We start from the raw sequence: 22080 nt of genomic DNA on the forward strand, positions 1-22080 counted from the left end.
GAGGTTTATATGTCATTATTGTTAAGAAATCGAGCGGCGATTTTGCTGCTCATGCTAAACATTTTTATTATTTTTACAGGAATCGGTCTCGTTATTCCAATTATGCCAACATATATGACGGAGCTTCATATCAACGGCAGCGTGATGGGCCTCTTAGTAGCGGTGTTTTCACTGACTCAATTTTTGTTTTCACCTTTAGCGGGTCGGTTATCAGATTCGTTAGGGAGAAAGAAAATTATTGTAGCGGGAATGATTGTTTTTGCCTTGTCTGAATGGTTCTTTGGTTCAGTGAGTACACCTCTTTTATTATTTGTATCGAGAATGTTAGGCGGTGTCGGGGCCGCGCTCATTATGCCTGCTGTTATGGCCTATACAGCGGACGTGACGTCTGCTAAAGAACGTGCTAAAGGAATGGGCTATGTGACGGCGGCGATTACAACAGGATTTATTATTGGACCTGGTATCGGCGGCTTTTTAGCTGAATACGGCATGCGTGTACCATTTTATATGGCCGCAGTAGCAGGAGGCTTGGCTGCAGTGATTACGCTTTTTGTTTTGCCAGAGTCTCGTCCTGTACAAAATCATGCTGTTTCAAACAATGAGAATCCAAAAGAAGATCGGCTGCTACTCCAGCTTATGAATTCCTATAAAGAACCTTATTTTCTAAGTTTAATTATTGTTTTTGTGACATCGTTTGGATTATCCAATTATGAAACGATTTTTTCGCTATTTGTTGATCATAAATTTAGCTTTACGCCCAAAGATATTGCGTTTGTTATTACGTTTGGCTCTATTGCGGGGGCCGTAGTGCAGGTTACGATTTTTGGCTGGATTTTAAATAAGTTTGGTGAAAAAAGAGTGATTTCGTTTTGCTTGATGATGACGGGACTTTTTATTTTACTTACGCTGTTTGTGCACACGTACTGGCTTATTATTGTTGTGACATTCATCGTCTTTTTAGCAACAGATATTTTACGTCCGGCAATCAGCACGCAAATGTCGATGATGGCACAAGACGACCAAGGGTATGTAGCCGGACTAAATTCTGCTTATACAAGTCTTGGGAATATTATTGGACCCGTTGTAGCAGGCTTTCTTTTTGATATAAACATTAATTATCCGTACGTATCAGCTGCACTTGTACTGCTGCTTTGTTTTCTTTTATCTTTAAGAGCAGGGAAGGACAGAAAAACAGCTGTGAGAAATCAAGCGGTTCAAGAGAAATAACCATAAGGAAAAAATGATAGAATTCTTAGGGAATTGAAGACCTCGAGTAGCTTACTGGAGGTCTATTGATTATTCTTTTAGGAATGGTGTAAGGTTTAAAGCGCCACTCACCCTATAGAGAAGCTTTATTTTATCGGCAAAACAGTGAAATGGTTGCAAATAAAAAAGGTTAATAGTAAACTTTAAACGTAACAAGAATAGTATGGGAGCTTGCGCGGGGCAGGCTGAGAGTACAGGGACGCCTGTTGACCATTTGAACCTGTTGGATAATGCCAGCGCAGGGAATGTGAGTACATACCAAAGCACTTTGCGCATGCAAGGTGCTTTTTTGTCTTTTTTTTGCAGTGTTAAAACTAAATGAAAAGAGTGAAAAAAACATGGATATTAGTAAAATTTCAGCTCAATTAGAAAAAGTAAGAGATACAAGTCCGCTTGTTCATAATATTACGAATGTTGTGGTAACCAACTTTACAGCAAATGGACTGCTTGCACTAGGAGCTTCACCTGTTATGGCTTATGCGAAGGAAGAAGTGGCTGACATGGCACGAATCGCCGGAGCGCTTGTCTTAAATATGGGTACACTGACGGCTCAAGAAGTAGAAGCGATGAGAATAGCAGGAAAATCAGCAAATGAAAATGGCGTGCCGGTTATTTTCGATCCTGTAGGAGCCGGAGCGACACCGTTTCGTACAGAAGTAGCACGTCAGCTTGTAGAAGAATTAAATATGGCAGTTATTCGTGGTAACGCTGCTGAAGTTGCGAATGTCGTAGGCGAGTCATGGCTCATTAAAGGCGTTGATTCATTAGAAGGGCAAGGAGACGTCATTGAACTTGCTGAAAAAGCAGCGAACAAATTAGATACGGTGATTGTTATCACGGGTAAACAAGATGTAATCACAGATGGAAACAAAACGTATACAGTAGACAACGGTCACCCGTTATTTACGAAAGTGACGGGGACTGGGTGTCTGCTAACATCAATTATAGGAGCTTTCGCTGCTGTAGAAAAAGAATATGTCGAGGCAAGCGTTGCTGCTTTAAGTTTTTACGGAGTGGCAGGTGAAATCGCCGCAGCGAAAAAAGGTGAAGAAGGGCCGGGAAGCTTTCAAATTGAGCTGTTAAATCAGCTTCATCTTTTATCTGGGCAGGATATTGAATCATATGCAAGAGTACATCAACGTTAAAAGGAGCCGGAAAATGACAAATGAAGAAATCAAAAAGCTGCTGCAAGTTTATTTTATAATGGGCAGCAATAACTGTAAAAAAGATCCGAAAGAAGTGTTGAAAGAAGCAATTGAAGGCGGCGTTACCGTGTTTCAATTCCGTGAAAAAGGCGAGGGTGCCTTAACAGGAGAAGCGAAATATCAGCTGGCGAAGGAACTTCAGCAAATTTGTCAGCAGCACAGCGTTCCTTTTGTGGTGAATGATGATCTAAACTTAGCGATCCGCTTACAAGCAGATGGCGTTCATATTGGACAAGAAGATGAAAAAGCTCATATTGTTCGAGAGAAAATAGGAAAAGGAATTGTGGGCGTCTCTGTTCATAATGTACAAGAGCTGCAGCAAGCGATAAGAGACGGGGCGGATTATGTAGGAATGGGACCTGTTTTTCCTACTTCTACAAAAAAAGACGCAAAAGCAGTGCAAGGTACAAAGTTAATTGAAGAAGTGCGAAACCAGAATATTGACTTTCCAATTGTAGGAATCGGCGGGATCACGCCTGAAAATGCCAAACAAGTAGTAGAAGCAGGTGCAGATGGCGTTTCTATTATTACCGCGATTAGCTTAGCAGCGTCTCCAAAAGAAAAAGCAGCTCAATTGAAAGAAGCGGTAAGAAAATAAAAAAAGCGCACAGTGTGCGCTTTTTTATTATAGCTGAACAGTTTGAGGAGTTTCTTCGCCTTCATTCATAAAGCGAATTTCGTTCGGCGTAATTTCAAGAACAACATACTCAGGGTCATTTGGACCGTCAAACCATTCTTTCATGTGATCGTTCCATATACGCCCTTTTAATTGATCACCAGTACGAAGAACAGCTGTACCAGATAATTCTAAGTATTGATCGCCATATCCTTCGCCGCTGTAGCCCAATAGTACGTGCACGTTCGGATTGGCTTCGATTTCCTCTGCCTTATGTGTATTGATATTTGTTGGTGTGTAAAGAGCGATACCATCTTCATCGCTAAAGAATGTCATATAGCGAGAGTGGGGTTTGTTGTTTACAACTGTGGCTAATGTTCCTACACGATTTCCTTCTAATACTTCGTTTACTTTTTTAGCAATTTTTTGTTCATTCATTTTATCCATCTCCTTTATTACTTTTTATGTTCCTCAATCGAAGATAAATAAAACATACATGTCTAAAAAAAATATAAGTTAACAATAAAATAATTATGTAAACTAGTAAAATGAAAAATAAAAAAAGCTAGCTACAGCTAACTAAAAAATAAGCCCGCACTGCCGTAACCCTAAGTGTCTTAAATACCCAGATCTACTAGGTGGGTGCCCTCATAGCCGGGTTTAGCGTCCCAAGAAGGGCGTGCTATCTGCAGCTAAATTTTGAGCTCCCTTTTAACACTCAAAGGTTTAAGACAACATGAGTATACGCACAGCGCAGGTATGTATAACAAATGTAAATAAAATGCCGATATATAAATGTTTTCTAATTAATCAACTTTCATCGTACAAGAAATGATTATAACGGAATAATGAATGGAACGCAAGACTTTTATTTAAAGTTTTTCTTCTCTAACATCTTGGCGGGGAAACAGCAACAAAATAAGAAAAGGGCCCGCAACTGGAATGAAACATAAAAGAAGGTAAGGCCGGGATGCTATCCTTTCTTTTGTCATAACGGAGTAAGAAAGCCACGTTAAAACAAAAAAATCAGCGGTCATCACGCTAACAAGCTGTGACTGCATAAAAGCATCTCCATAAGCTTTTATTGAACCTAAGGATAGTCCGTATGCGTAACCTGCAATCGTGAGCGCTAAGCATAATCCAATCCATAGACGAGAAGAAATGATAGCAATGAAACGTGAAGGAATACGCGAACGTGTTCGAACTTTTTGTCCTTTCCAATGATAATAGAACAAAAGAGAAAAAGCTCCAAGCGCAAATGATAGAAGAGAAAATGGCCATCCAAGCAGTTTGTATGTATCTTTTTTACAGATCATTACCATAAACAATACTGGGAAAAGTCCTAAAAAAGAGAATACTATAACCACGAGCGGATCTACCTGTTGAAAATTTCCTGTGATAAGATTTTTAAACAGCAAATCATTACCGGCGCTTGCTCCTGGAGCTAGCAGCAAGGCGTATAGTACAAGCATAGCCCATACAATGATATACATATTCTCAACTCCTTTTAATTGTTTTAGTGTACAAAAACCATTTCAGTATATTTCCCCGTCTTGTGACGAAGGGAAACGCTTGAAACTCTTCTTTAATTAGGTGTAATATTACACTAAAGAAATGTACGTGTATAGAAAGAAAGGGCTGTGAAAATGAATAAACAAGAAGTAATTAAATCAGTATCGGATAAAATACGATTAATTCGTTTAGAAAGAAACTATTCACAAGACAGAATGGCTGAAGTCATTGGTATTTCTAAAAAAACATTGGTTCAAATTGAAAAAGGGCGCACAGAAGCAGGGTGGACGACCACTGTTGCAGTATGCGGTTTGTTTGGTGACAGTGAAATCCTTCAATCGGTTTTGGGAGACGTTCCTTTAGAAGTAGTAGAAATCATTGCTCATAACGGCGTATCTTCTCCAAAAGATAAAACGCTCGGAGGAAGAGTATGGTGGAAAGAAATTCAAAAAGAAGACTTTTTTCGTCTGCAGCAAAATATGATTAGTCAGCACTATCGCATTTTAGATGACCAAGACTATCGATGGTTTAGTTCATTTGATAAAAGCGAAGCGGTAAAAAGGTTTGAACAATTAACGAATGAATAAAAAGAGGCCGGGACATAACAAAATCACTGCATATATGAAACCTACGTTCACTCTATCCATAAAAAAATCCGAACGAATTTGATTCTCCATTAAGAGTCTTGATTTATCGTTCGGATTTTTCTTCCACTGCTATACTTTTGTCTCAGCCACTACTGATTCATTAACGTACCTGATGAGGGACGACTGAACCAATTCCATAGCTCTACATCTCCAAGTGACGCATATGTGATCGACGGATCATTCTTTAATTTCAGAAGCTTTTTTGTAGGCCCTGTAATCACAACGCCGTACACACCGACGCCGTGTTTTTTTACATAAGAATATCGCTGCTTTAGCAACAGATCGGAATGGTCCAGCTGACGAACTTTTTGGACCGTTTCTTCATTATCGGCTAATAATTTCATCATATTTAAAACATTCGACTTGCTAGTAGAGTGGGTTTGATTTCCTTTGTGATCGTAAGGTAAGTCTAAAAACTCTGGAAAGCCAAATGTTGATGTTAAGTCAATTAATGGCTCATCTTTTGTGCTTGTTTTTTGTTCGTGCCCTGTATTAAGCGCGTACCAAGAGGTAGAAAAATCACGGCTGTCGATGGCGTTCATTTTTTGCTGAACTTCTTTTAGCGAATACGTATCATCAAAAGAAATAGCCACTTCGCTTACCGTTCCTTTTGGTAGATTTTCTAACGCTTTCCATGTTTCGTTTGTCCATTCCTTATACTCTTTTGCATGCAGCTTTAGTTTTTTGGGATCAGGATAGACAAAAGAAAGGTTAAGGTCGTATTTGCCGCCGGAAAATTCTTTTTCTACACCGCTTGTTTTATCAAACAGCTGATGAAATGTAAACGTCCCAATGGCCTGCTCTTCACGTCCAATTTGCTTATAAGCTTCCATTTGCGACTGCATGCGGAAAAAGGACTGTGTATCAGAAGTGGTTTCACGTATATGAACGTTCGGAAAAGCAGATTCGATAGCCGCTTGATTCACGCTGTTTATGTATTCGGTTTTTGATTGATGATAATATACAATAGATAAAAAGCTGCCGATTATCCATAGCAGAACGACAGAGCCAATGACAGTTGTCACATTTGAAAGGCGCTGCTTCCATTTGGCGATATAAATGGACTTTTTAACTTTTTTATTATCCAACATCGTATCGTCACTTAGTGAAGTAGCTGATGAAGTTGGCGATAACAGTTCATCTTCAGTTAGCAAGTGCTCCAAATGAGCCGAGCATGCTTCACAATTTTCCGTATGTTCTTCAAGTGCTTCTGCTTCTTTGTCTGTCAAAGTGCCGTTTTTATATTTTTCCCATTGATGCTTCATATCTTGACAGCTCATCCGTCCTCTTCCTTTCTTTTTTTCAATTGTTGACGACCACGATACAAGTCCATTTTCACTTTTGACAGAGTATAGCCAGTCATTTCTGCAATCTCTTCATATGTGAAGCCGTGATAATCTCGTAACAGTACAATATTCTGCTTAGCCGGAGGCAAAGCAGATACATCAGAAAGCCAGCCGTCGATTTCACTTTGAATCATCACTTGTTCTTCAGCACTTGGCTGAGGAGTAAAGTGCCATTCTTCTATTTCGACAGTAGGGCGTTTTTTTTCTTTTCGATACCAGTCAATAAAGGCGTGATAAGCAATTTTGAACAGCCAAGGCTTCACTTCTTCGCCTTTATATGTTTCTAAGTGTAAAAGTGCCCGGTAAAAGGTCTCCTGCATTAAATCTTCCGCTGATTCTTTTCTGCGAGTAAGAGAGAGAAGATAGCGCAGCAAATCATGCATGTGCTGTTTATAAATGTGTTCAAAGTTATGCTGTTGTGCCATTTTCTCCCCCTTTCATTTAATCAACGCAATTTGTGGATAAAAGTTTCGGTTTTTTTATCAAAAATCGTATGTAATAGATAAAAGATGCTTAAAATACGATATATAGCTTATCATACTAAAAAGAAAACCATATGAAATTCGACATAATTCCATGTAATTTGTCATTTTTTTAAAAAACTAAAGGGTAATTGGTGTTCGAAGGAAACAGAAAATGTTATGATAGAACAAGGATGTGCTCTTACAAAAAACAGCTACATACATAATAAAAAATACAGCGTTTGTTTGCAAAATAAAAATGGACAAACACATGGTGTTTAACCATGGATGTTTGTGGGAAAATAAACTAAGTATTTTCAACAAAAAGTAAATTAAATTGTGTTTTCACTTATAAAAAACACGGTAAATTGGAAAAGGTGGGGTCATGATGGACGTAGAAAATACACAAGGTACAGAAGAACAAGCACCTAAAGTCAAAGCAGCTAAAGTTGGCGATACCATTCAGCCAAAAAAAGGCGACTATAAAGGATTTAAAGGAATTGTTATGGTAGTGCGAGACAATTCGGTTATCGTAGATTTTGGGAAAGATGCTGAAACGGGCGAATCCATGAAAACAGTCGTTAATCATAAAAACTATAAAATCGTAAAAAAGTAGGTGAATAACCTACTTTTTTTTACTGAATATATGTTTAAAGACTGCGGTTTTTCTATCGGAAACCTTAGAGAAAAGCGTAGGTAAAGCAATTCTTTGAGAAGAAGAATGTTTTTTAGTAAACTATAGAAAGTATGCAGAAAGAAAGGATTTTTGTTATGTCAATTCAACTATCACAATTATCATTACCACAAGAGGTTCTTTCGCTTTTAGCGAATCGTAAATATGAAAACTTGTCCGATGCTGATCAGCTATTAATTGGAAAAGGCGGCTATACAGCAGAAGAAGCAGATATTTTAGAAGATGCTATTATTGCCTTGTCACTAGGGAAAAACGTACTTTTAAAAGGACCAACAGGTTCAGGTAAAACAAAGCTTGCTGAAACGCTGTCGCATTTATTTTCTCAGCCGATGCATAGCGTTAACTGCTCGGTTGACTTAGATGCAGAAGCGCTGCTTGGTTTTAAAACAATTGCTGAACAAGAAGGGAAAACAGGTATTGAGTTTGTGGAAGGACCTGTTATTCAGGCAATGAAAAAAGGGCATTTATTATATATTGATGAAATTAACATGGCTAAACCTGAAACACTTCCTATTTTAAATGGGGTTCTTGATTACCGAAAAATGATTACGAACCCATTCACTGGAGATGTAGTACGCGGTCAGCAAACGTTCGGCGTAGTAGCGGCTATTAATGAGGGGTATGTTGGTACCGTTCCATTAAACGAAGCGTTAAAAAATCGTTTTGTTGTTATTGAAGTGCCGTATATTCAAGGAGGCAGCTTAAAGCAAGTTCTGATGTCTCAGTCTCAGTTAAAAGACGAAAAATTAATTGATAAATTTGTCACGCTCTCTGCGGATTTAATTACTCAAGTTCAAAGCGGCCATGTATCAGAAGAAGCTGCGTCTATTCGTGCGCTTATCGATACGTGTGATTTAGCTCTTTATATGCCGCCTCTTCGCGCGATTAGACGCGGTATTATTGAAAAGCTAGAAGATGAAAGGGAAAAAGCCGCCATTCAAAATATTGCTGAAACATTATTTGAGTAAGGAGTGGCGCTATGCGATTTATTAAATTTAACGACAAAAATGTAGATTCCTTTCTCTATATGGAGCTGGCAGATTTAACGAAAACATTAACAAAAAATGATGAAATTGAAGTAGAGTATCGCGTTTCTTCTTATTATGATCCTGTACACGGCATTATTTACCTCAGTCACTTTTGGGATAACCGTCCAGAAGAAGACAAAGTGTACGGCTTAAAAAGTGATGTATTTTTAAGAAGTATTGGAAGCTATAAGCATTCAAACTTCAAAGAAATTAATGCATATTTAAAGAAAATAAATAAAACCTCGGTACCTGGCTTAGCTAAGCAGCTGTTTATGCTGTTTGAAGATATTCGTTTAGAAGAAGTATGCAAACGCGAACGCCCTGGAACGAAAAAAGCCTTCGCCGTCAGAAGACAGCTCTACAGAAAATATTTTGCTACACAAATGAGCGCAAATCTAACAAAAAGCGTGTATACGGATGCACTTTTTAACGGCATCTACTTGCTATTGACGGCTGAAAATCCATTTGAAGAAATTCCTTCAATGAGTGAATCGATTAATTTAGCGATGCCTTTTATCCGCAGACAGCTAACAAATGTATATGAAGCTAAAACAACAAAAGATGTATCGCGCATCTGTCTTGAACTTGTAGATGTCTTTGATGATATTGTTGAAAAAGATATGCTTAATACTTATTTCTTCTTGGCTGAACTTCAGTATGATCAGTTAGAAGAAGGGTTAACATTTGAAGATCTAAAACGCAAAGATTCATTAGTGAACGATGATATTTTAGAGCATGAAAAAGACGGAGATGAAGACATTCACGAAGAGAAAATGGAAATGTGGCATCGAGAGACAAGCGAAGCGACGCAAAGTTTTCTACAGTTTGATATGGATCAAGGCTCAAAAACAGACATGCTAGGCGATGGTGTTCGTGAAGGCGACGATGGAGATCAAGCAATGGGCATGGTGCAAGGGTCTTCTCAAAAAACATCGCGGAACGATTATTCTCAAATCGAAGCCATGGAGCAAACGCATCCGGAAAAAGACGGGGAAGCGGATTATGAGTATGGGAAAGAAAATAAGCATGCCTATGCTGTTTTTATAGATTCTAAACTTCCGAACGACGATCATGTTGTTCAGTATGATGAGAATAAAAAAATTATTGCATCGTATCAAAAAAAATTAAAGCAAATGATTGAAAAAACGCTTGAACATAAAAAAACGCTTCCTAGAAGCGAGCTGCACTTTGGCCGATTAAATAAAAAGCTTCTAAAACTATGGACAGACGACAATCCTCGTTTATTTTATAAAAAAGATGAAGATTCTGCGCAAATTGATGCCGTCTTTTCTCTTTTAGTTGACTGTTCCGCATCAATGTACGACAAAATGGATGAAACGAAGCTTGGGATTACGCTATTTCATGAAGCGTTAAAGTCTGTTATGGTGCCTCATCAAATTGTAGGGTTTTGGGAAGATACAAATGATGCCACCGAAACGAGCCAGCCTAACTACCTGCAGACAGTTATGGACTTTCAAGCATCTTTAAAGCGTAAAAGCGGTCCTGAAATTATGCAGCTTGAGCCTGAAGAAGACAACCGTGATGGATTTGCCATTCGCCATATGACACGCCGCTTGCTTCAGCGTTCTGAACAGCAGAAGTTTTTACTTGTGTTTTCAGACGGTGAACCAGCCGCTATGGGATATGAACAAAATGGTATTGTAGATACGCACGAAGCGGTATTAGAAGCACGCAAGCACGGAATTGAAGTCATCAACGTCTTTTTATCCAACGGGGAAATTGATGAAGGACAAAAGAAAACCATTCAAAATATGTACGGGAAATATAGTATTCTAGTACCAAACATCGAAGAACTTCCCGATGTGCTATTTCCTTTACTCAAGAAATTACTTCATAAAAGCATTTAAAAAAGTCGAAGCATATTGCTTCGACTTTTTTTGCTATTGACCGTTAAAGAAGAGCGAGGTAAGTTAAATATATATGAAAAAGAGAGAAGGAATGGCAAGTGGAAGGAGTTCAAACGTCATCTAGAAGAGCATGGGGGCTGCTGCTTGTAATCATTGGCGCCACAATGTGGGGAGTATCTGGCACGGTGGCTCAATATTTATTTCAGCATAAAAGTTTTAACGCAGAGTGGCTGGTTGTCGTTCGTATGTTAGTATCCGGATTGCTGCTTTTGGCAATAGCCTCTAAGCAGCGCAATATTTTTGCAATTTGGAAAACAAAAGAAGAGAGGACTTCGCTGCTTTTGTTTGGTGTAATCGGTATGCTCGGCGTGCAGTATACATATTTTGCAGCTATTGAAGCAGGAAACGCTGCTACAGCTACAGTGCTTCAATATACGTCGCCAATATTTATTATTGGCTATTTAGCTGTGCAAGCAAGAAAGTGGCCGGTGAAAGTAGAAATGATTTCTGTTGTGCTCGTCATAATGGGGACCTTTTTTCTTGCAACAAGCGGGAATTTTAACGAGCTGTCTATTACAGGATGGGCGTTGTTTTGGGGAATTGGGGCAGCTGTGACGTCTGCTTTTTATACGCTTCAGCCTAAGCGTCTTCTTACGAAATGGAGCTCAATTGAAGTAGTAGGCTGGGGAATGGTGATAGGCGGCGTAAGTTTTTCATTTATTCACCCGCCGTGGCATATAGCAGGTGAATGGTCGCTATTGTCGCTGTGTGCGGTGTTATTTGTAATCATATTCGGAACGCTCATTGCATTTTATTGCTATTTGGAAAGCTTGAAGCATATTAGCGCTTCTGAAGCCATTGTTCTTGCGTCAGCAGAGCCTTTATCAGCAGCGGCGCTCTCTGTTCTATGGCTTCATGTGACCTTTGGATGGACGGAGTGGTTAGGTACGATTCTTATTATCGCTACGGTATTTTTACTTTCTCAGCGAAAGCCAGAGGTGACGTCATAAGTAAAAAGGACTTTCAAATGAAAGTCCTTCTTGTTTTTATAGAGGTTTTAGCGTAAACGTGTTTGTATACGAGCGGTTAGCATATAGTGTGTAATCAGGATGTGTTTTAGCTTGCCAGCTATCGTCTCCGCCAACGCCCATTTGCTTGTAGTTAACCCGCACGGTTACTGAATCGCTTGCCGGCAATTTGTAAAAATGATCGTAAGCCTCCAGTTCAAAAGGTGAGTAAGGTAAAGCATTCAGCTCGACTGTTGGCAAACCTTTTATCAAAAAGCCGCGTCCTTGATCGTTTGTAATAGTGGCCCATCGAACGTCCGTTTTATTTCCGCATTCTTGAGGGCGTAAATACGGTGTGACTTGCTCTTTTACACTGCCTTTATGAAGGGCCAGCTTAGCGCCAGTTTTACGATCCCAATAATTTTCATGAGGTCCTTTTCCGTACCATGTTAAAGAATCAAAAGTCGCATTCATCGTAAACAGCATGCCGATTTCTGGAATTTCAGGCATTGTCTCAGAAGGTGCTAAAGATTGTTCAATTTTCATTTCACCATCGTTATATAGCGTATACGTTACATAGCAAGAAGCAAGAGAGTTGTCTAAAGCTAGTTCAACCGAAATGATAACAAAGTCAATTTGCGGCTGAACACTTATTTTTTGCACATGCTGCTCTAAGCTTGCTTGACGCCACGTTTGACATCTTTCATGCAGTTTATTCCCGAGGTCATTATCGGTTACTGCACGCCAAAAATTTGGACGGAAACCCGACGCAAGCAGCTCGGTGTGCTCGTAGTTGTAAGAAATAAACTGTCCTTTTCGCTTATCAAAAATGGCCGTGAAGTTAGTTCCTGTAACCGTAAGCGTTTGTTCATTTTGGTTAACGGTTAAAGCAGGATGAGCAGCTTTTACTGAAGGCACAGCGGTTTTGGCAGGCAGTACAAACTGTTCGTACGCCACTTCATATCCAGCTGAAGCCCAGGCTGTATCTTTAGACAATCTGAGAGAAAGAGTTAAAACAAATTCGTCAGCTTCATTTTCTTGCTCACAAAGAGGATAAGAAAGCGTCAGTTCGTCTGTACCATCAGGAGCTACATTTAAAAGAGACGCATGCTTTTCAACGAGTTCACCGTTTTTTTCAACAGTCCAAACAAAATCATAGGCGTTCAAGTTTGTAAACAAGTGTTTGTTTTGAACGGCAAACTTTCCTTTTGCAGTGTCGACTGCTGTCCACTTTACGGGCTGATAGCATTTTTTCACTTCTGCAATTTTGGGGCTAGCTGTCCCATCAGCAAAGATTAAGCCGTTTCCACAGAAGTTGCCATCGTTAGGAGTATCACCAAAATCTCCCCCGTAAGCTAAGTAAGAAGTACCGTCTTCTGCTGTTGCTTGAAGGGCTTGATCTTTCCAGTCCCATATAAAACCGCCTTGTAAGATCGGATATTGATCGAACAGCTCCCAGTATTTGTACAGATTCCCGCATGAATTACCCATTGCATGACTGTATTCACATAAGATGTAAGGTTTTTTCGGATTCATTAATGCATAGCGCTCTACATCTGCTGGCTTAACGTACATCGTGCTTTCTATATCTGAAGCATCATAGTCGCGATGATGGAAGATTCCTTCATAATGAACAAGTCTCGTGGAATCTTTTTCTTTAAAAAAGGTATACATATGCTGAAAGTTTTCTCCGCCAAATGATTCGTTTCCAAGCGACCAAATAATGATAGAAGGGTGGTTTTTGTCACGTTCGTACATGGAACGACATCGATCCAATACGTTTTCTTTCCATTCTGGCTTGCTTCCTGGAACGGCTTTTTGCTCACCTTCTTGTAAATAAGTCCACGTTCCGTGCGTTTCTAAATTGGTTTCATCAATAACGTACAGCCCGTATTCATCACATAGTTCATACCATACTGAATCGTTAGGATAATGGGATGTACGCACCGCGTTAATATTATGCTGTTTCATCAGCGAAATGTCGTGAAGCATGTCTTCGCGCGTGATGCCTGCCCGGCCTTTTACTGAATCAAATTCGTGGCGATTCACTCCTCGAAGTACAATACGTTTGCCGTTGATTGTCATAAGACCGTTCTTTAGTTCAAACGTACGGAAGCCGACTTTACAGCTTTCTGTTTCGATAATAGAACCAGCAGAATTCTTTAAGCTGAGTACAAGCGTATACAAATTAGGACTTTCTGCGCTCCATTTTGCAGGGCTTTTAATGTGTGTACGCAAGGAGACTGTACGTTGATCGCTCACACTTAAATTTGTTTGTAGCGGAGCTTGTAGTACTTCTTGGCCATTGGCGTCATACAGCATGGCTTCAAATGTTAGACCTTGAGTATCGTGCTCAAAGTAATTTAAAATATCAGCTGAAACGATAAGTTCACCATCTTCGTAGTTGTTATCAAGCGACGAACGAACGCTAAAGTCATAGATGTGAACCGGTGGAGTAGAATAGAGATACACATCTCGGAAGATGCCGCTCATTCGCCAAAAATCTTGGTCTTCAAGCCAGCTTGCATCACTCCAGCGATATACTTCTACTGCTATCGTATTTTCACCTTCTTGAAGGTAAGAAGTTATATCAAATTCAGCTGGAGTAAAGCTGTCTTCGCTGTAACCAACAAACTCACCGTTAATCCATACGTAAAAAGCAGATTCGACGCCTTGGAAGCTGACGTACACCAGCTGATCTTTCCATTCTGATTTAGGTGTAAAAGTACGGATGTACTGACCGACAGGGTTATATTTAGTCGGTGCAAAAGGAGGTTCGAGCTCTTCATTTTCAACCCAAGGGTATGTCACGTTTGTATATTGAGGATAGTCATATCCTTGCAGCTGCCAGTGTGAAGGAACTGAAATAGAGTCCCATTTCTCATATGAAAACTCAGGTGCGAAAAAGTTTTTGACGCGGCCATCTGCATTTTCAGCAAAATGAAAATACCAGCTGCCATTTAAGCTTTGATAGTAAACAGAAGATTTTCTATCATTTTTCAAGGCCTCTTCGACCGTTTGATAAGGCATAAGTAAAGCGTGTGCTTTTGAACGGTTCAATTGAAAAATTTCAGGGTTGTTATTCCATTCAGGGTATCCGTTTGCAGGTGCTGTATAATGAAATTTCTTGCCGGTTTTTAACACGTCGATCCCTCATTTCTAAAGTACTAGGTTATTAGTTTATATGAAAATGATAACGTTTTCTGAAAACCTTATCAATCTAATTATTTTCATGATAATATAACTATATTCACATAAAAAGGGGGAAGTAATGTGGACCGTATGTACTTTCCGGCTCTTTCAGATGAAGATATGAAACTGCCATTCTATGTTACAAGCGCTGGAAGCTGGAGACACCAAACGCATATTAAGCGTCAGGGAGAGTTTCCTGATTATCAATGGATTCAATGCCTAAAAGGAAGAGGCGAGCTTCGTGTAAACGACGAGGTTTATATTATAAAAGAAAATGAAGGGATGTTTCTGACGCCGCACGTTCCGCACGAATACTATCCCGTTACGAGCGAATGGCAAGTATGCTGGGTTTCTTTTAACGGAAGTGTGATTGATGATATCATGCTTTCTCTTCAATTTATTAATTCGGGAAAAATCGTCCTTACAAATCCTGAAAGTCTTTACAGGATGCTTCAAGAACTAATGGATCGGTTAGAAGAAAATCATACCTCTAGCACCATGCAGTGCTCTGAACTACTATACAGCGTCATTTTAAAACTTCGCCAAGACAGCGTATATATAGAAAGTAAAAGTCGTCTGCAGCAAATTACTCAGCTAAACCCAGTCCTTCGTTATATCGAGGAATATTATCATCAGCCGTTAACGCTAGAAGTACTGGCGCAGCAGCTCAACGTAACGGAGCAGTATACGTGTTTGCTTTTTCAACAATCTCTTGGCATCCGGCCATTTGAATACGTAACGCGCGTGCGGATTCAAAAAGCAAAGAAACTGTTGCTTAAAAACAACCAAATCTCTGTACAAGATATAGCAAGACAAGTAGGGTATGAACATCCAAGCTACTTTATCAAGCGTTTCAAAGAACAGGAAAACGTTACGCCAACTATTTTTCGAAAAATGTATTTTTCATAAGATACATATATTGGGTTTTGTCTAGGTCATAAGACATGATGTGTATGCTGGTTATTTCGTATGAGTTTTAAAAAAGAAATTAAATGTAGTTTTAAGTGAAAACGGGGAGGAAAAGTAGAGAGAAGAAACAAAAAGGAGGGATAAACGTGTTTGGGTTAAATGATCTTCCAAAATTTGTGTGGTCATTCTGTCTTGTATTGCCACTTGTATCATTTGTTCATCAGCTGGGGCATTCCGTCATGGCAATTATTTTCGGAGGGAAGGTCGATTTTACTATTGGGCGAGGGAAAACGATTCTTAAAATGGGGAAGTTTAAAATTAAGTCAGTCTACTTTTTAGACTCGTTTTGTAAATATGAAAATCTTAAGAATGACAGTCGCATTTCTCATGCAGTGGTGTATGCTGGTGGTGTACTGTTTAATTTGCTTACTATTTTTATAATAAATGGATTAATTATGGCTAATATTCTGCCTGAAGATATATTTTGCTATCAATTTGTTTATTTTTCAGTCTATTATGTTATTTTCTCACTGCTGCCAATTCAATATACAGAGACAACTGCAAGTGATGGACGTGCTATATATAACGTATTACGGTACGGGAAAACGTGTGATCCAGATTAAAGGGCTGTGTGTAGCAGCCTTTTTTGGTGCGTTTTTTCTCGTTCATTTAAATAAAAAAAGGAAAACTTTACGAAAAGAAAATAGTAGCGGATAATAAAGATAGAAGATATTGGAATGTAAGAAAGGAGAGGATTCATACGATTATTGAGACAGAACGAATGACGCTGCGAGCCATGGCCGAAAGCGATGCAGGAAATTTACTGAAAATCTTTGAGGATGCTGAAGCAATGAAGTATTATTCTTCTACTAAAAGCGAACAAGACACACGCCGCTGGATTCAATGGATGAAGCAGCATTATCAAACGTACGGCATTAGCATGTGGATCGCTGAGGATAAACAGAAAGGAGAGTTTCTAGGGCAGTGTGGCATGGTTCTTCAAAAAGTAGACGGAAAGGTAGATCCAGAACTTGGTTATTTATTTTTACGCAGCCGCTGGGGGGAAGGCTATGCGAGTGAAGCAGCAAAAGCTTGCTTAGATTATGGACTTCATACGCTGAAATTTCAGAAGATTATATCATTAATAGATCCTGACAATTTCCCATCGATTAAAGTGGCTGAAAGAATTGGCATGAAAAAAGAAAAGCAAGTTAACAAATGGGATAAATCGTTATTCTTTTATAGTATATATAATGAAAAATGAGAGTATAGGAGTGGTAGCATGATCAAAATTAAGAACGTTTCGGTAAAACGAGCAGAAAAAGAAATTTTAAAAAACGTGTCGTGGTTAGTGGAAAAAGGGGAACATTGGTGTTTGCTTGGGTTAAATGGTTCCGGAAAAACGACGCTTTTAAATATAATCAACGGATATATCTGGCCTACAAAAGGTCAAGTAGAAGTTCTTTCAAGGAAATTTGGAGAAACAAATCTGTCTGAGCTCAGAAAAGAAATCGGGTGGGTAAGTTCTTCGCTTCAGCAGCGGTTTCGAGATGACGATACGGTTTTAGAATTGATTTTAAGCGGCAAATTTGCATCTATTGGTTTATATGAACAAGTGGAGCAAAAAGATATGAACCAAGCCATAGAATTAATGCAGCTGCTAAATTGCGCAGATTTACAAAATCAGGCGTACGGAACACTTTCTCAAGGAGAGCGCCAGCGGGTGCTAATTGCCCGAGCTCTTATGGCTTCACCAAAGCTTTTAATACTTGATGAGCCATGTACAGGTCTAGATATAATGGCCCGAGAACAGCTTCTTCAGCTGATTGCAAAAATGGCAGAGCAGCCAAAAGCGCCTACGCTTATTTATGTTACTCACCATGTAGAAGAAATTTTGCCTTGCTTTACCCATACGCTTTGTATGCGCCAAGGAGAAGTGTTTTCTTCTGGAAAAACGAAAGACCAGCTCACTGAGCCGCATCTTTCTAAATTTTTTAATCACTCCGTAGAGATTAAGCAGCAGAAGGAACGCACTTGGCTGTTATTAAAAGAACCGGTACCGGTAAAAAGCTGATCTAACGTCGAGAAACCTTCTTACATACAATGGGAAAAAGAGCGCTGCTTGCAATGGAAACAAGCTCATTGTGAAGATAATGTTTACATGCTACATAAATAGTGGTGCCGCAAATAATATCAATTAGTAAAAAAGCAGCAATGTCATGTTTATCAATGGTTACAAATACAAAAGAAGAGGAATCATAAGCTGTCATCGTTGGCTCCTTTGATTATATCGTTATGTTACTTTATTCACAAAAGGCTTGGGCTATACGAACTTTTAAAGAAGTAAGATGATGACAGCTGGTTCTCTTTTCTACAGCTGATAATATTCTTGTTCGAGTATACTCATGATAAGATCTGTCTGAAATGCTTCTTCAATAAAAGCACCTTCACGCTCTATTCCTTCTTTTACAAAACCGCATTTTTCATAACAAGCAATGGCTCTATGGTTGTATTCGAGCACTCGTAAATCGACTCTGTGCAAGTGAAGGTGTTCAAATGCATACGCAAGTACCAATTTTGTAACTTCAGTGCCTAGCCCTTGATTCCAAACGGAGGAATCAAATAAACCAATTGCATACCGTGCGCGCCGGTCGTACTCGTTAACGGTCAGCCGGGCCTCTCCAACAAAACGCTGCTGATATTCAATGCACCAATTCAGCTTTTGAGACTTTATGTACTCGACGTGCCGCTTGGCATCTTGTAATGTAAGAGGTTTTAAGTTTCGGGTATCGCCTCCGTACATGCGAATAAGTTCTTTTGTTTGTTTGCATGCTAGGTAGTCATTTACATCGCTGTCCTTTGGTTTTCTTAGTATCACGTTTTTTCCTTTTAAAAATGGTGAAACATTATTCATTTGATGCATCCTTTCTTTTCTAACATTTAAAAAGGTATTCCACTTGTTTCTTAAAAAACCTGCTTTTACGTATAAAAAGAAATTGAGACACAACTATGTCCATCGAATCTCAAGACAAACAAATGGGATCAATGTGCTAGTATGGAGTGCTTGTTACACCGCGGTTGATTTCCGTGCAAGACTTGGCTTCCCATTAACTGCTCTACATATATGAAGCAAGCCTACGTTCATCCTACAAATAAAAAAATCCGAACGAGTTGGATTCTCAAGCAAGAATCTCGATTCATCGTTCGGATCTTCCTTTAGCTAAACTCCTTTTGTCCCACCCTTTTTACGAAGAATGTTTTTTTACGAAGAATGTTTTTTTGCGTAGTGGGCAAGTGCAAGAAGAGGAAAAATATCATTGTAGCTGTGGTACTGAATATAAAATTGTCCAGGAAGACCAATTCCCGTGGGGTAATGAGTTTGCTGCTCTGTAAGATTTGGATTCAGTAAAAATTTAATTCCTTTTTCAACGGATCGATCTTTTAACGGACATATTGTCATTAAAGCATCGAGAGCCCAAGCCGTTTGAGAAGGGGTGCTAAACGATAGTGGCACATATTTTTTTAAAGAAGCGCTATAGCATGATTCTCCGAATCCACCGTCTTCTTGTTGAATGCTTTTGAGCCAGTTGATAGCTTTGATGATACGCGGATCAGAAGCAGAAATCCCTACAGCACGGAGTCCTGTAATAGCGGCCCACGTTCCGTAAATATAGCAAACTCCCCACCGGCCGTACCAGCTCCCGTTATCCAATTGATGATCAAACAGCCATTTTACTGCAGCTTTAATCGAAGGGTGGGATTTATTCATGCCAGCAAAGTTTCCGAGACACTCAAGCACTCGACCGGTTAAATCGGCAGTAGCCGGATCCGTCGCTGCATCTTTTGCATTTTCAAGCGGTAGATAAGTAAATAAAATAGAGTCGGTATTTTTTTCAAATGCAGGAAAACCCCCGTCTTTGTTTTGCATGGATAGCAGCCAGTTAATGCCTCTTTGCCAAGACTCCAAATAATCTGTGTCGGTTTGCGCTCTTCTAGAAAGAGCTCTGATAGCAGCAGACGTATCGTCTAAGTCAGGGTTATTCGTATTAATATCGGAAAACCCCCAGCCTCCAGGCGCTGTATTTGGGTTATGAAACTGCCAATCTCCAAGCTTTGTATGCTGTCTTTTCTTTAAATAGCGAGTTGTGCCTTTAATCATGGGATCTTGCTGCGGTACACCTGCTTCCTGTAGAGCGTAAGAGAGCAGCGCGGTATCCCAAACGGTTGACGTGGAGTTTTCTACGTGCACGTGGCCGCTGCATGTACTAAGTAGTGAACAAATCCCGTCAATTGCTTTTTGGATCACAAATGAATCTTTTTTATAGCCAAGAGCCAAAAGACCGTAAATCATAAAAAAAGTAGAGGTGGCGTAGCTGTAGAGTGTTCCATCTTTTTCAATTCTTTCTAGCATGTAACGCTCGGCTGCTTGATAACCAAGCTTGTGGATGTAAGAAGGTAAAGAAGCCAGCTGTTTTAAATGGTCGACTAAAAAAATAGAAGCGCGTGATTCTTGAGCATTTTCCTTCGATTCCTGTTTCTGTTCTCTTACATCTAAATGAGAAAGAGAAGGTGTATGTCTAGAAGTAAGTGAGAATTTTTTGTTTCCTGCTATCATCATCGGAACGAAGTGAATTCTGGCATAAGTGCTTAATTCATAAAAGTTAAGCGGTACATAGGTAGGCACGAGCAAAAGAGAAAGCGGGAGGTAAAATAGCTTTGGCCACTCGTATAAACCGTTAACAGAAAGCATCCATCTTGTGAGAAAATGAGCGCGCGAAATGCCTCCCGAATCTATAATATATCTTTCTGCTTTTCGCAAAATCCGGTCGTTTTTTTGGTAATACCCTGAATATAAAAGAGCTGTATAAGCTTGAATAGTGGCGGATAAGTTATGTTCTTCATCATCAAACAACGTCCAAAGACCATCTTCATTTTGAAGGGAAACGATCCGTTCGGTTAATTGTTTAATCAACACTTCTTTATCTAAATCAAAGGTGCGAAGAAGCATAATTAAAAACGCATCAGGCATAACGCCTGTTTCAAAACAGTAGCGAAATGACCCGTCATTTTTTTGTGTTGGGCGCAGATAGGCGATTCTTCGCTGAATCTCTAGCTGAACTTCCTTTAGCAATATGATCACCTCTTATGATAATGCTTTTCAATCTTTCGACCTGTTTCTTTATAACTGTATTCAAAGGAAGAGAGTTCTATGAGAGGAGAAAGTTGCAAAGAATAGAGCGCTTGCTGCACAATAAAGGTAATGGAAAATTGGAGTGATAGAAGTGAAAGAAATACAGGTAGAAGTCATTCAAGGACGAGGCTCTTACCGAGAGCTTGGTAAAATGCAAGGGAAATTACATAAAGGAACAAAGCTGTTTGAAAATCATCAAAAAAGAAGAAAACGTTCATTACGAAGCTATCAAACGATAGCAAAAGAAGCTCGTCATTATTACGACTTATTTGCTCGTGGACTGTGGGATGAGCTAGTGGGCTTAGCAGAAGGCTTAGATTGGCCTCTTGAAGACGTTATTCATGAATACAGCGGGTATCAGCAAGAGTGGAAAAAAACGGGATGTTCTGCTCTTATGCAGCACGGCGTGTATGTACGAAACTACGATTATCATCCTAAAACGTACGAAGGTCGATTTTTGCTTTTTCAGCCAAATGAAGGATATGCAAGCGTCGGATTTGGAACGAGAATGATTGGGCGAATGGATGGAATGAATGAAAAAGGACTGGCAATTGGCTATCATTTTGTTAATCGCCGCCGTCAAACAAACGGATTTATTTGCTGTACGCTCGCTCGGTTTATTTTAGAAACATGTGAAACGACAGAAGAGGCTATTGCTATTTTAGAAAGAGCACCGCATCGTCATGCGTTTAATTATTCCATTTATGACCGCAGCGGACAGGGAGCAGTAGTCGAAGCATCTGGAAGAGGCGTTCATGTACAAAGAGGGACGATGATGGGATGTACGAACCATTTTAATCAGCTGGTCGAAGAAAATCGTCATCATTTGGTAGAGTCAAAGGAAAGGCTCGATCATATTCGAGATCATATTGAAAAAAAGCTATCGCCTCTTGAAGCTTTCTCTTTATTTAATGAAGATGAATACGGTATTTTTAAAGAAGATTACCGGAATTCTGCTGGAACGCTTCATACAGTAGCATATGTACCGAAGACGCTGCAAGTCATTGTGGGGATTGGACGAAAAGCAAAGCCTCTCATTTTCTCGTTTGAAGATTGGGTGAAAGGAGAACAATTAACTATAACGAAAATAAAAGGAACGGTAAATACAGATGAACCATTTCCGTTTCAGTAAGGAGCA

At 39.5% G+C, this 22080-nt stretch carries 21 protein-coding genes, 1 other RNA gene and 1 riboswitch; of the genes, 13 read left to right on the forward strand and 9 right to left on the reverse strand.

The annotated features are described in order from the left end of the window. The first annotated feature begins 9 nt into the window (after positions 1-9). The 3 genes from ACFX4W_RS19335 (at position 10) to thiE (ending at position 3069) form a co-directional block, all read left to right on the forward strand. On the forward strand, positions 10-1227 hold the full coding sequence (locus tag ACFX4W_RS19335) for an MFS transporter (RefSeq protein WP_013056861.1): 1218 nt from the start codon (positions 10-12) through the stop codon (positions 1225-1227). A 192-nt stretch (positions 1228-1419) separates the two neighbouring features. Then, positions 1420-1528, forward strand: a riboswitch (TPP riboswitch). Positions 1529-1604: 76 nt separating this feature from the next. Continuing rightward, positions 1605-2411 (forward strand): hydroxyethylthiazole kinase, encoded by an 807-nt coding sequence (thiM, locus tag ACFX4W_RS19340; protein ID WP_043982183.1) that lies wholly within the window; start codon positions 1605-1607, stop codon positions 2409-2411. 13 nt (positions 2412-2424) lie between these two features. Continuing rightward, positions 2425-3069, forward strand: coding sequence for a thiamine phosphate synthase (gene thiE / locus ACFX4W_RS19345; protein WP_377559943.1), 645 nt, complete (start codon positions 2425-2427; stop codon positions 3067-3069). A 27-nt stretch (positions 3070-3096) separates the two neighbouring features. Here thiE and ACFX4W_RS19350 read toward each other — a convergent pair whose 3' ends face one another. The 3 genes from ACFX4W_RS19350 to ACFX4W_RS19360 form a co-directional block, all read right to left on the reverse strand. After that, on the reverse strand, positions 3097-3525 hold the full coding sequence (locus ACFX4W_RS19350; protein WP_013082985.1) for a pyridoxamine 5'-phosphate oxidase family protein: 429 nt from the start codon (positions 3523-3525) through the stop codon (positions 3097-3099). Between the two features lie 147 nt (positions 3526-3672). Next, positions 3673-3850, reverse strand: a non-coding RNA gene (gene ssrS, locus ACFX4W_RS19355) — 6S RNA. 109 nt (positions 3851-3959) lie between these two features. Continuing rightward, positions 3960-4580, reverse strand: coding sequence for a hypothetical protein (locus ACFX4W_RS19360; protein WP_043982185.1), 621 nt, complete (start codon positions 4578-4580; stop codon positions 3960-3962). Between the two features lie 153 nt (positions 4581-4733). On the opposite strand from ACFX4W_RS19360, the gene ACFX4W_RS19365 reads away from it, so the two are divergent. Further along, positions 4734-5186, forward strand: coding sequence for a helix-turn-helix transcriptional regulator (locus ACFX4W_RS19365; protein WP_043982186.1), 453 nt, complete (start codon positions 4734-4736; stop codon positions 5184-5186). Positions 5187-5335: 149 nt separating this feature from the next. Here ACFX4W_RS19365 and ACFX4W_RS19370 read toward each other — a convergent pair whose 3' ends face one another. Beyond that, positions 5336-6526: an anti-sigma factor gene (locus ACFX4W_RS19370; protein ID WP_043982187.1), complete on the reverse strand. Its 1191-nt coding sequence runs from the start codon at positions 6524-6526 to the stop codon at positions 5336-5338. Next, positions 6523-7017 (reverse strand): RNA polymerase sigma factor, encoded by a 495-nt coding sequence (locus ACFX4W_RS19375; protein ID WP_016763958.1) that lies wholly within the window; start codon positions 7015-7017, stop codon positions 6523-6525. Before ACFX4W_RS19375 ends, ACFX4W_RS19370 begins: the two co-directional genes overlap by 4 nt. 421 nt (positions 7018-7438) lie before the next feature. Here ACFX4W_RS19375 and ACFX4W_RS19380 point away from each other — a divergent pair, with 421 nt between their 5' ends. The 4 genes from ACFX4W_RS19380 (at position 7439) to ACFX4W_RS19395 (ending at position 11653) form a co-directional block, all read left to right on the forward strand. Then, positions 7439-7669: a YkvS family protein gene (locus tag ACFX4W_RS19380; RefSeq protein ID WP_013056869.1), complete on the forward strand. Its 231-nt coding sequence runs from the start codon at positions 7439-7441 to the stop codon at positions 7667-7669. A 131-nt stretch (positions 7670-7800) separates the two neighbouring features. Then, complete coding sequence (locus tag ACFX4W_RS19385) at positions 7801-8715, forward strand: AAA family ATPase (protein ID WP_043982189.1); 915 nt, start codon at positions 7801-7803, stop codon at positions 8713-8715. Between the two features lie 11 nt (positions 8716-8726). Then, positions 8727-10643 carry a vWA domain-containing protein gene (locus ACFX4W_RS19390; RefSeq protein ID WP_043982191.1) on the forward strand — a complete coding sequence of 639 codons (1917 nt, stop codon included), beginning with the start codon at positions 8727-8729 and terminating at the stop codon, positions 10641-10643. A 98-nt stretch (positions 10644-10741) separates the two neighbouring features. After that, positions 10742-11653 carry an EamA family transporter gene (locus ACFX4W_RS19395; protein ID WP_043982193.1) on the forward strand — a complete coding sequence of 304 codons (912 nt, stop codon included), beginning with the start codon at positions 10742-10744 and terminating at the stop codon, positions 11651-11653. A 36-nt stretch (positions 11654-11689) separates the two neighbouring features. Here the strand turns inward: ACFX4W_RS19395 and lacZ are convergent, their stop codons facing one another. Then, positions 11690-14794, reverse strand: coding sequence for a beta-galactosidase, LacZ type (lacZ, locus tag ACFX4W_RS19400; protein ID WP_043982195.1), 3105 nt, complete (start codon positions 14792-14794; stop codon positions 11690-11692). A gap of 138 nt (positions 14795-14932) precedes the next feature. Here lacZ and ACFX4W_RS19405 point away from each other — a divergent pair, with 138 nt between their 5' ends. From ACFX4W_RS19405 to ACFX4W_RS19420, 4 genes are all read left to right on the forward strand, one after another. Then, positions 14933-15751, forward strand: coding sequence for an AraC family transcriptional regulator (locus ACFX4W_RS19405; RefSeq protein WP_237075032.1), 819 nt, complete (start codon positions 14933-14935; stop codon positions 15749-15751). 146 nt (positions 15752-15897) lie between these two features. After that, complete coding sequence (locus ACFX4W_RS19410; RefSeq protein WP_013082995.1) at positions 15898-16374, forward strand: site-2 protease family protein; 477 nt, start codon at positions 15898-15900, stop codon at positions 16372-16374. Between the two features lie 158 nt (positions 16375-16532). Next, complete coding sequence (locus ACFX4W_RS19415; protein WP_043982199.1) at positions 16533-17015, forward strand: GNAT family N-acetyltransferase; 483 nt, start codon at positions 16533-16535, stop codon at positions 17013-17015. An 18-nt stretch (positions 17016-17033) separates the two neighbouring features. Beyond that, entirely contained in the window at positions 17034-17825 is a 792-nt protein-coding gene (locus ACFX4W_RS19420; protein ID WP_043982201.1) for an ABC transporter ATP-binding protein, read from the forward strand. 1 nt (position 17826) lies between these two features. On the opposite strand, the gene ACFX4W_RS19425 is transcribed toward ACFX4W_RS19420, so the two are convergent. The 3 genes from ACFX4W_RS19425 to ACFX4W_RS19435 form a co-directional block, all read right to left on the reverse strand. Further along, positions 17827-18021 carry a hypothetical protein gene (locus ACFX4W_RS19425; protein ID WP_043982203.1) on the reverse strand — a complete coding sequence of 65 codons (195 nt, stop codon included), beginning with the start codon at positions 18019-18021 and terminating at the stop codon, positions 17827-17829. 101 nt (positions 18022-18122) lie between these two features. Beyond that, positions 18123-18665 (reverse strand): GNAT family N-acetyltransferase, encoded by a 543-nt coding sequence (locus ACFX4W_RS19430; protein ID WP_043982205.1) that lies wholly within the window; start codon positions 18663-18665, stop codon positions 18123-18125. Positions 18666-19013: 348 nt separating this feature from the next. After that, on the reverse strand, positions 19014-20891 hold the full coding sequence (locus ACFX4W_RS19435) for a terpene cyclase/mutase family protein (protein WP_043982207.1): 1878 nt from the start codon (positions 20889-20891) through the stop codon (positions 19014-19016). 142 nt (positions 20892-21033) lie between these two features. Here ACFX4W_RS19435 and ACFX4W_RS19440 point away from each other — a divergent pair, with 142 nt between their 5' ends. After that, positions 21034-22074 carry a C45 family autoproteolytic acyltransferase/hydrolase gene (locus tag ACFX4W_RS19440; protein ID WP_043982209.1) on the forward strand — a complete coding sequence of 347 codons (1041 nt, stop codon included), beginning with the start codon at positions 21034-21036 and terminating at the stop codon, positions 22072-22074. The last annotated feature ends 6 nt before the right edge of the window (positions 22075-22080 follow it).

This window comes from Priestia sp. YIM B13489 (assembly GCF_042787645.1).
GTDB lineage: Bacteria > Bacillota > Bacilli > Bacillales > Bacillaceae_H > Priestia > Priestia megaterium.

What these genes read in the sequence shown, in the direction of transcription:
- ACFX4W_RS19335 (WP_013056861.1), top strand. Translation starts at nt 10, where the DNA reads ATGTCATTATTGTTAAGAAATCGAGCGGCGATTTTGCTGCTCATGCTA.
- thiE (WP_377559943.1), top strand. Translation starts at nt 2,425, where the DNA reads ATGACAAATGAAGAAATCAAAAAGCTGCTGCAAGTTTATTTTATAATG.
- ACFX4W_RS19375 (WP_016763958.1), bottom strand. Translation starts at nt 7,017, where the DNA reads ATGGCACAACAGCATAACTTTGAACACATTTATAAACAGCACATGCAT.
- ACFX4W_RS19390 (WP_043982191.1), top strand. Translation starts at nt 8,727, where the DNA reads ATGCGATTTATTAAATTTAACGACAAAAATGTAGATTCCTTTCTCTAT.
- ACFX4W_RS19365 (WP_043982186.1), top strand. Translation starts at nt 4,734, where the DNA reads ATGAATAAACAAGAAGTAATTAAATCAGTATCGGATAAAATACGATTA.
- ACFX4W_RS19425 (WP_043982203.1), bottom strand. Translation starts at nt 18,021, where the DNA reads ATGACAGCTTATGATTCCTCTTCTTTTGTATTTGTAACCATTGATAAA.
- ACFX4W_RS19380 (WP_013056869.1), top strand. Translation starts at nt 7,439, where the DNA reads ATGATGGACGTAGAAAATACACAAGGTACAGAAGAACAAGCACCTAAA.
- ACFX4W_RS19430 (WP_043982205.1), bottom strand. Translation starts at nt 18,665, where the DNA reads ATGAATAATGTTTCACCATTTTTAAAAGGAAAAAACGTGATACTAAGA.
- ACFX4W_RS19420 (WP_043982201.1), top strand. Translation starts at nt 17,034, where the DNA reads ATGATCAAAATTAAGAACGTTTCGGTAAAACGAGCAGAAAAAGAAATT.
- ACFX4W_RS19360 (WP_043982185.1), bottom strand. Translation starts at nt 4,580, where the DNA reads ATGTATATCATTGTATGGGCTATGCTTGTACTATACGCCTTGCTGCTA.
- ACFX4W_RS19350 (WP_013082985.1), bottom strand. Translation starts at nt 3,525, where the DNA reads ATGAATGAACAAAAAATTGCTAAAAAAGTAAACGAAGTATTAGAAGGA.
- ACFX4W_RS19405 (WP_237075032.1), top strand. Translation starts at nt 14,933, where the DNA reads ATGTACTTTCCGGCTCTTTCAGATGAAGATATGAAACTGCCATTCTAT.
- ACFX4W_RS19385 (WP_043982189.1), top strand. Translation starts at nt 7,801, where the DNA reads ATGCAGAAAGAAAGGATTTTTGTTATGTCAATTCAACTATCACAATTA.
- thiM (WP_043982183.1), top strand. Translation starts at nt 1,605, where the DNA reads ATGGATATTAGTAAAATTTCAGCTCAATTAGAAAAAGTAAGAGATACA.
- ACFX4W_RS19415 (WP_043982199.1), top strand. Translation starts at nt 16,533, where the DNA reads ATGACGCTGCGAGCCATGGCCGAAAGCGATGCAGGAAATTTACTGAAA.
- ACFX4W_RS19370 (WP_043982187.1), bottom strand. Translation starts at nt 6,526, where the DNA reads ATGAGCTGTCAAGATATGAAGCATCAATGGGAAAAATATAAAAACGGC.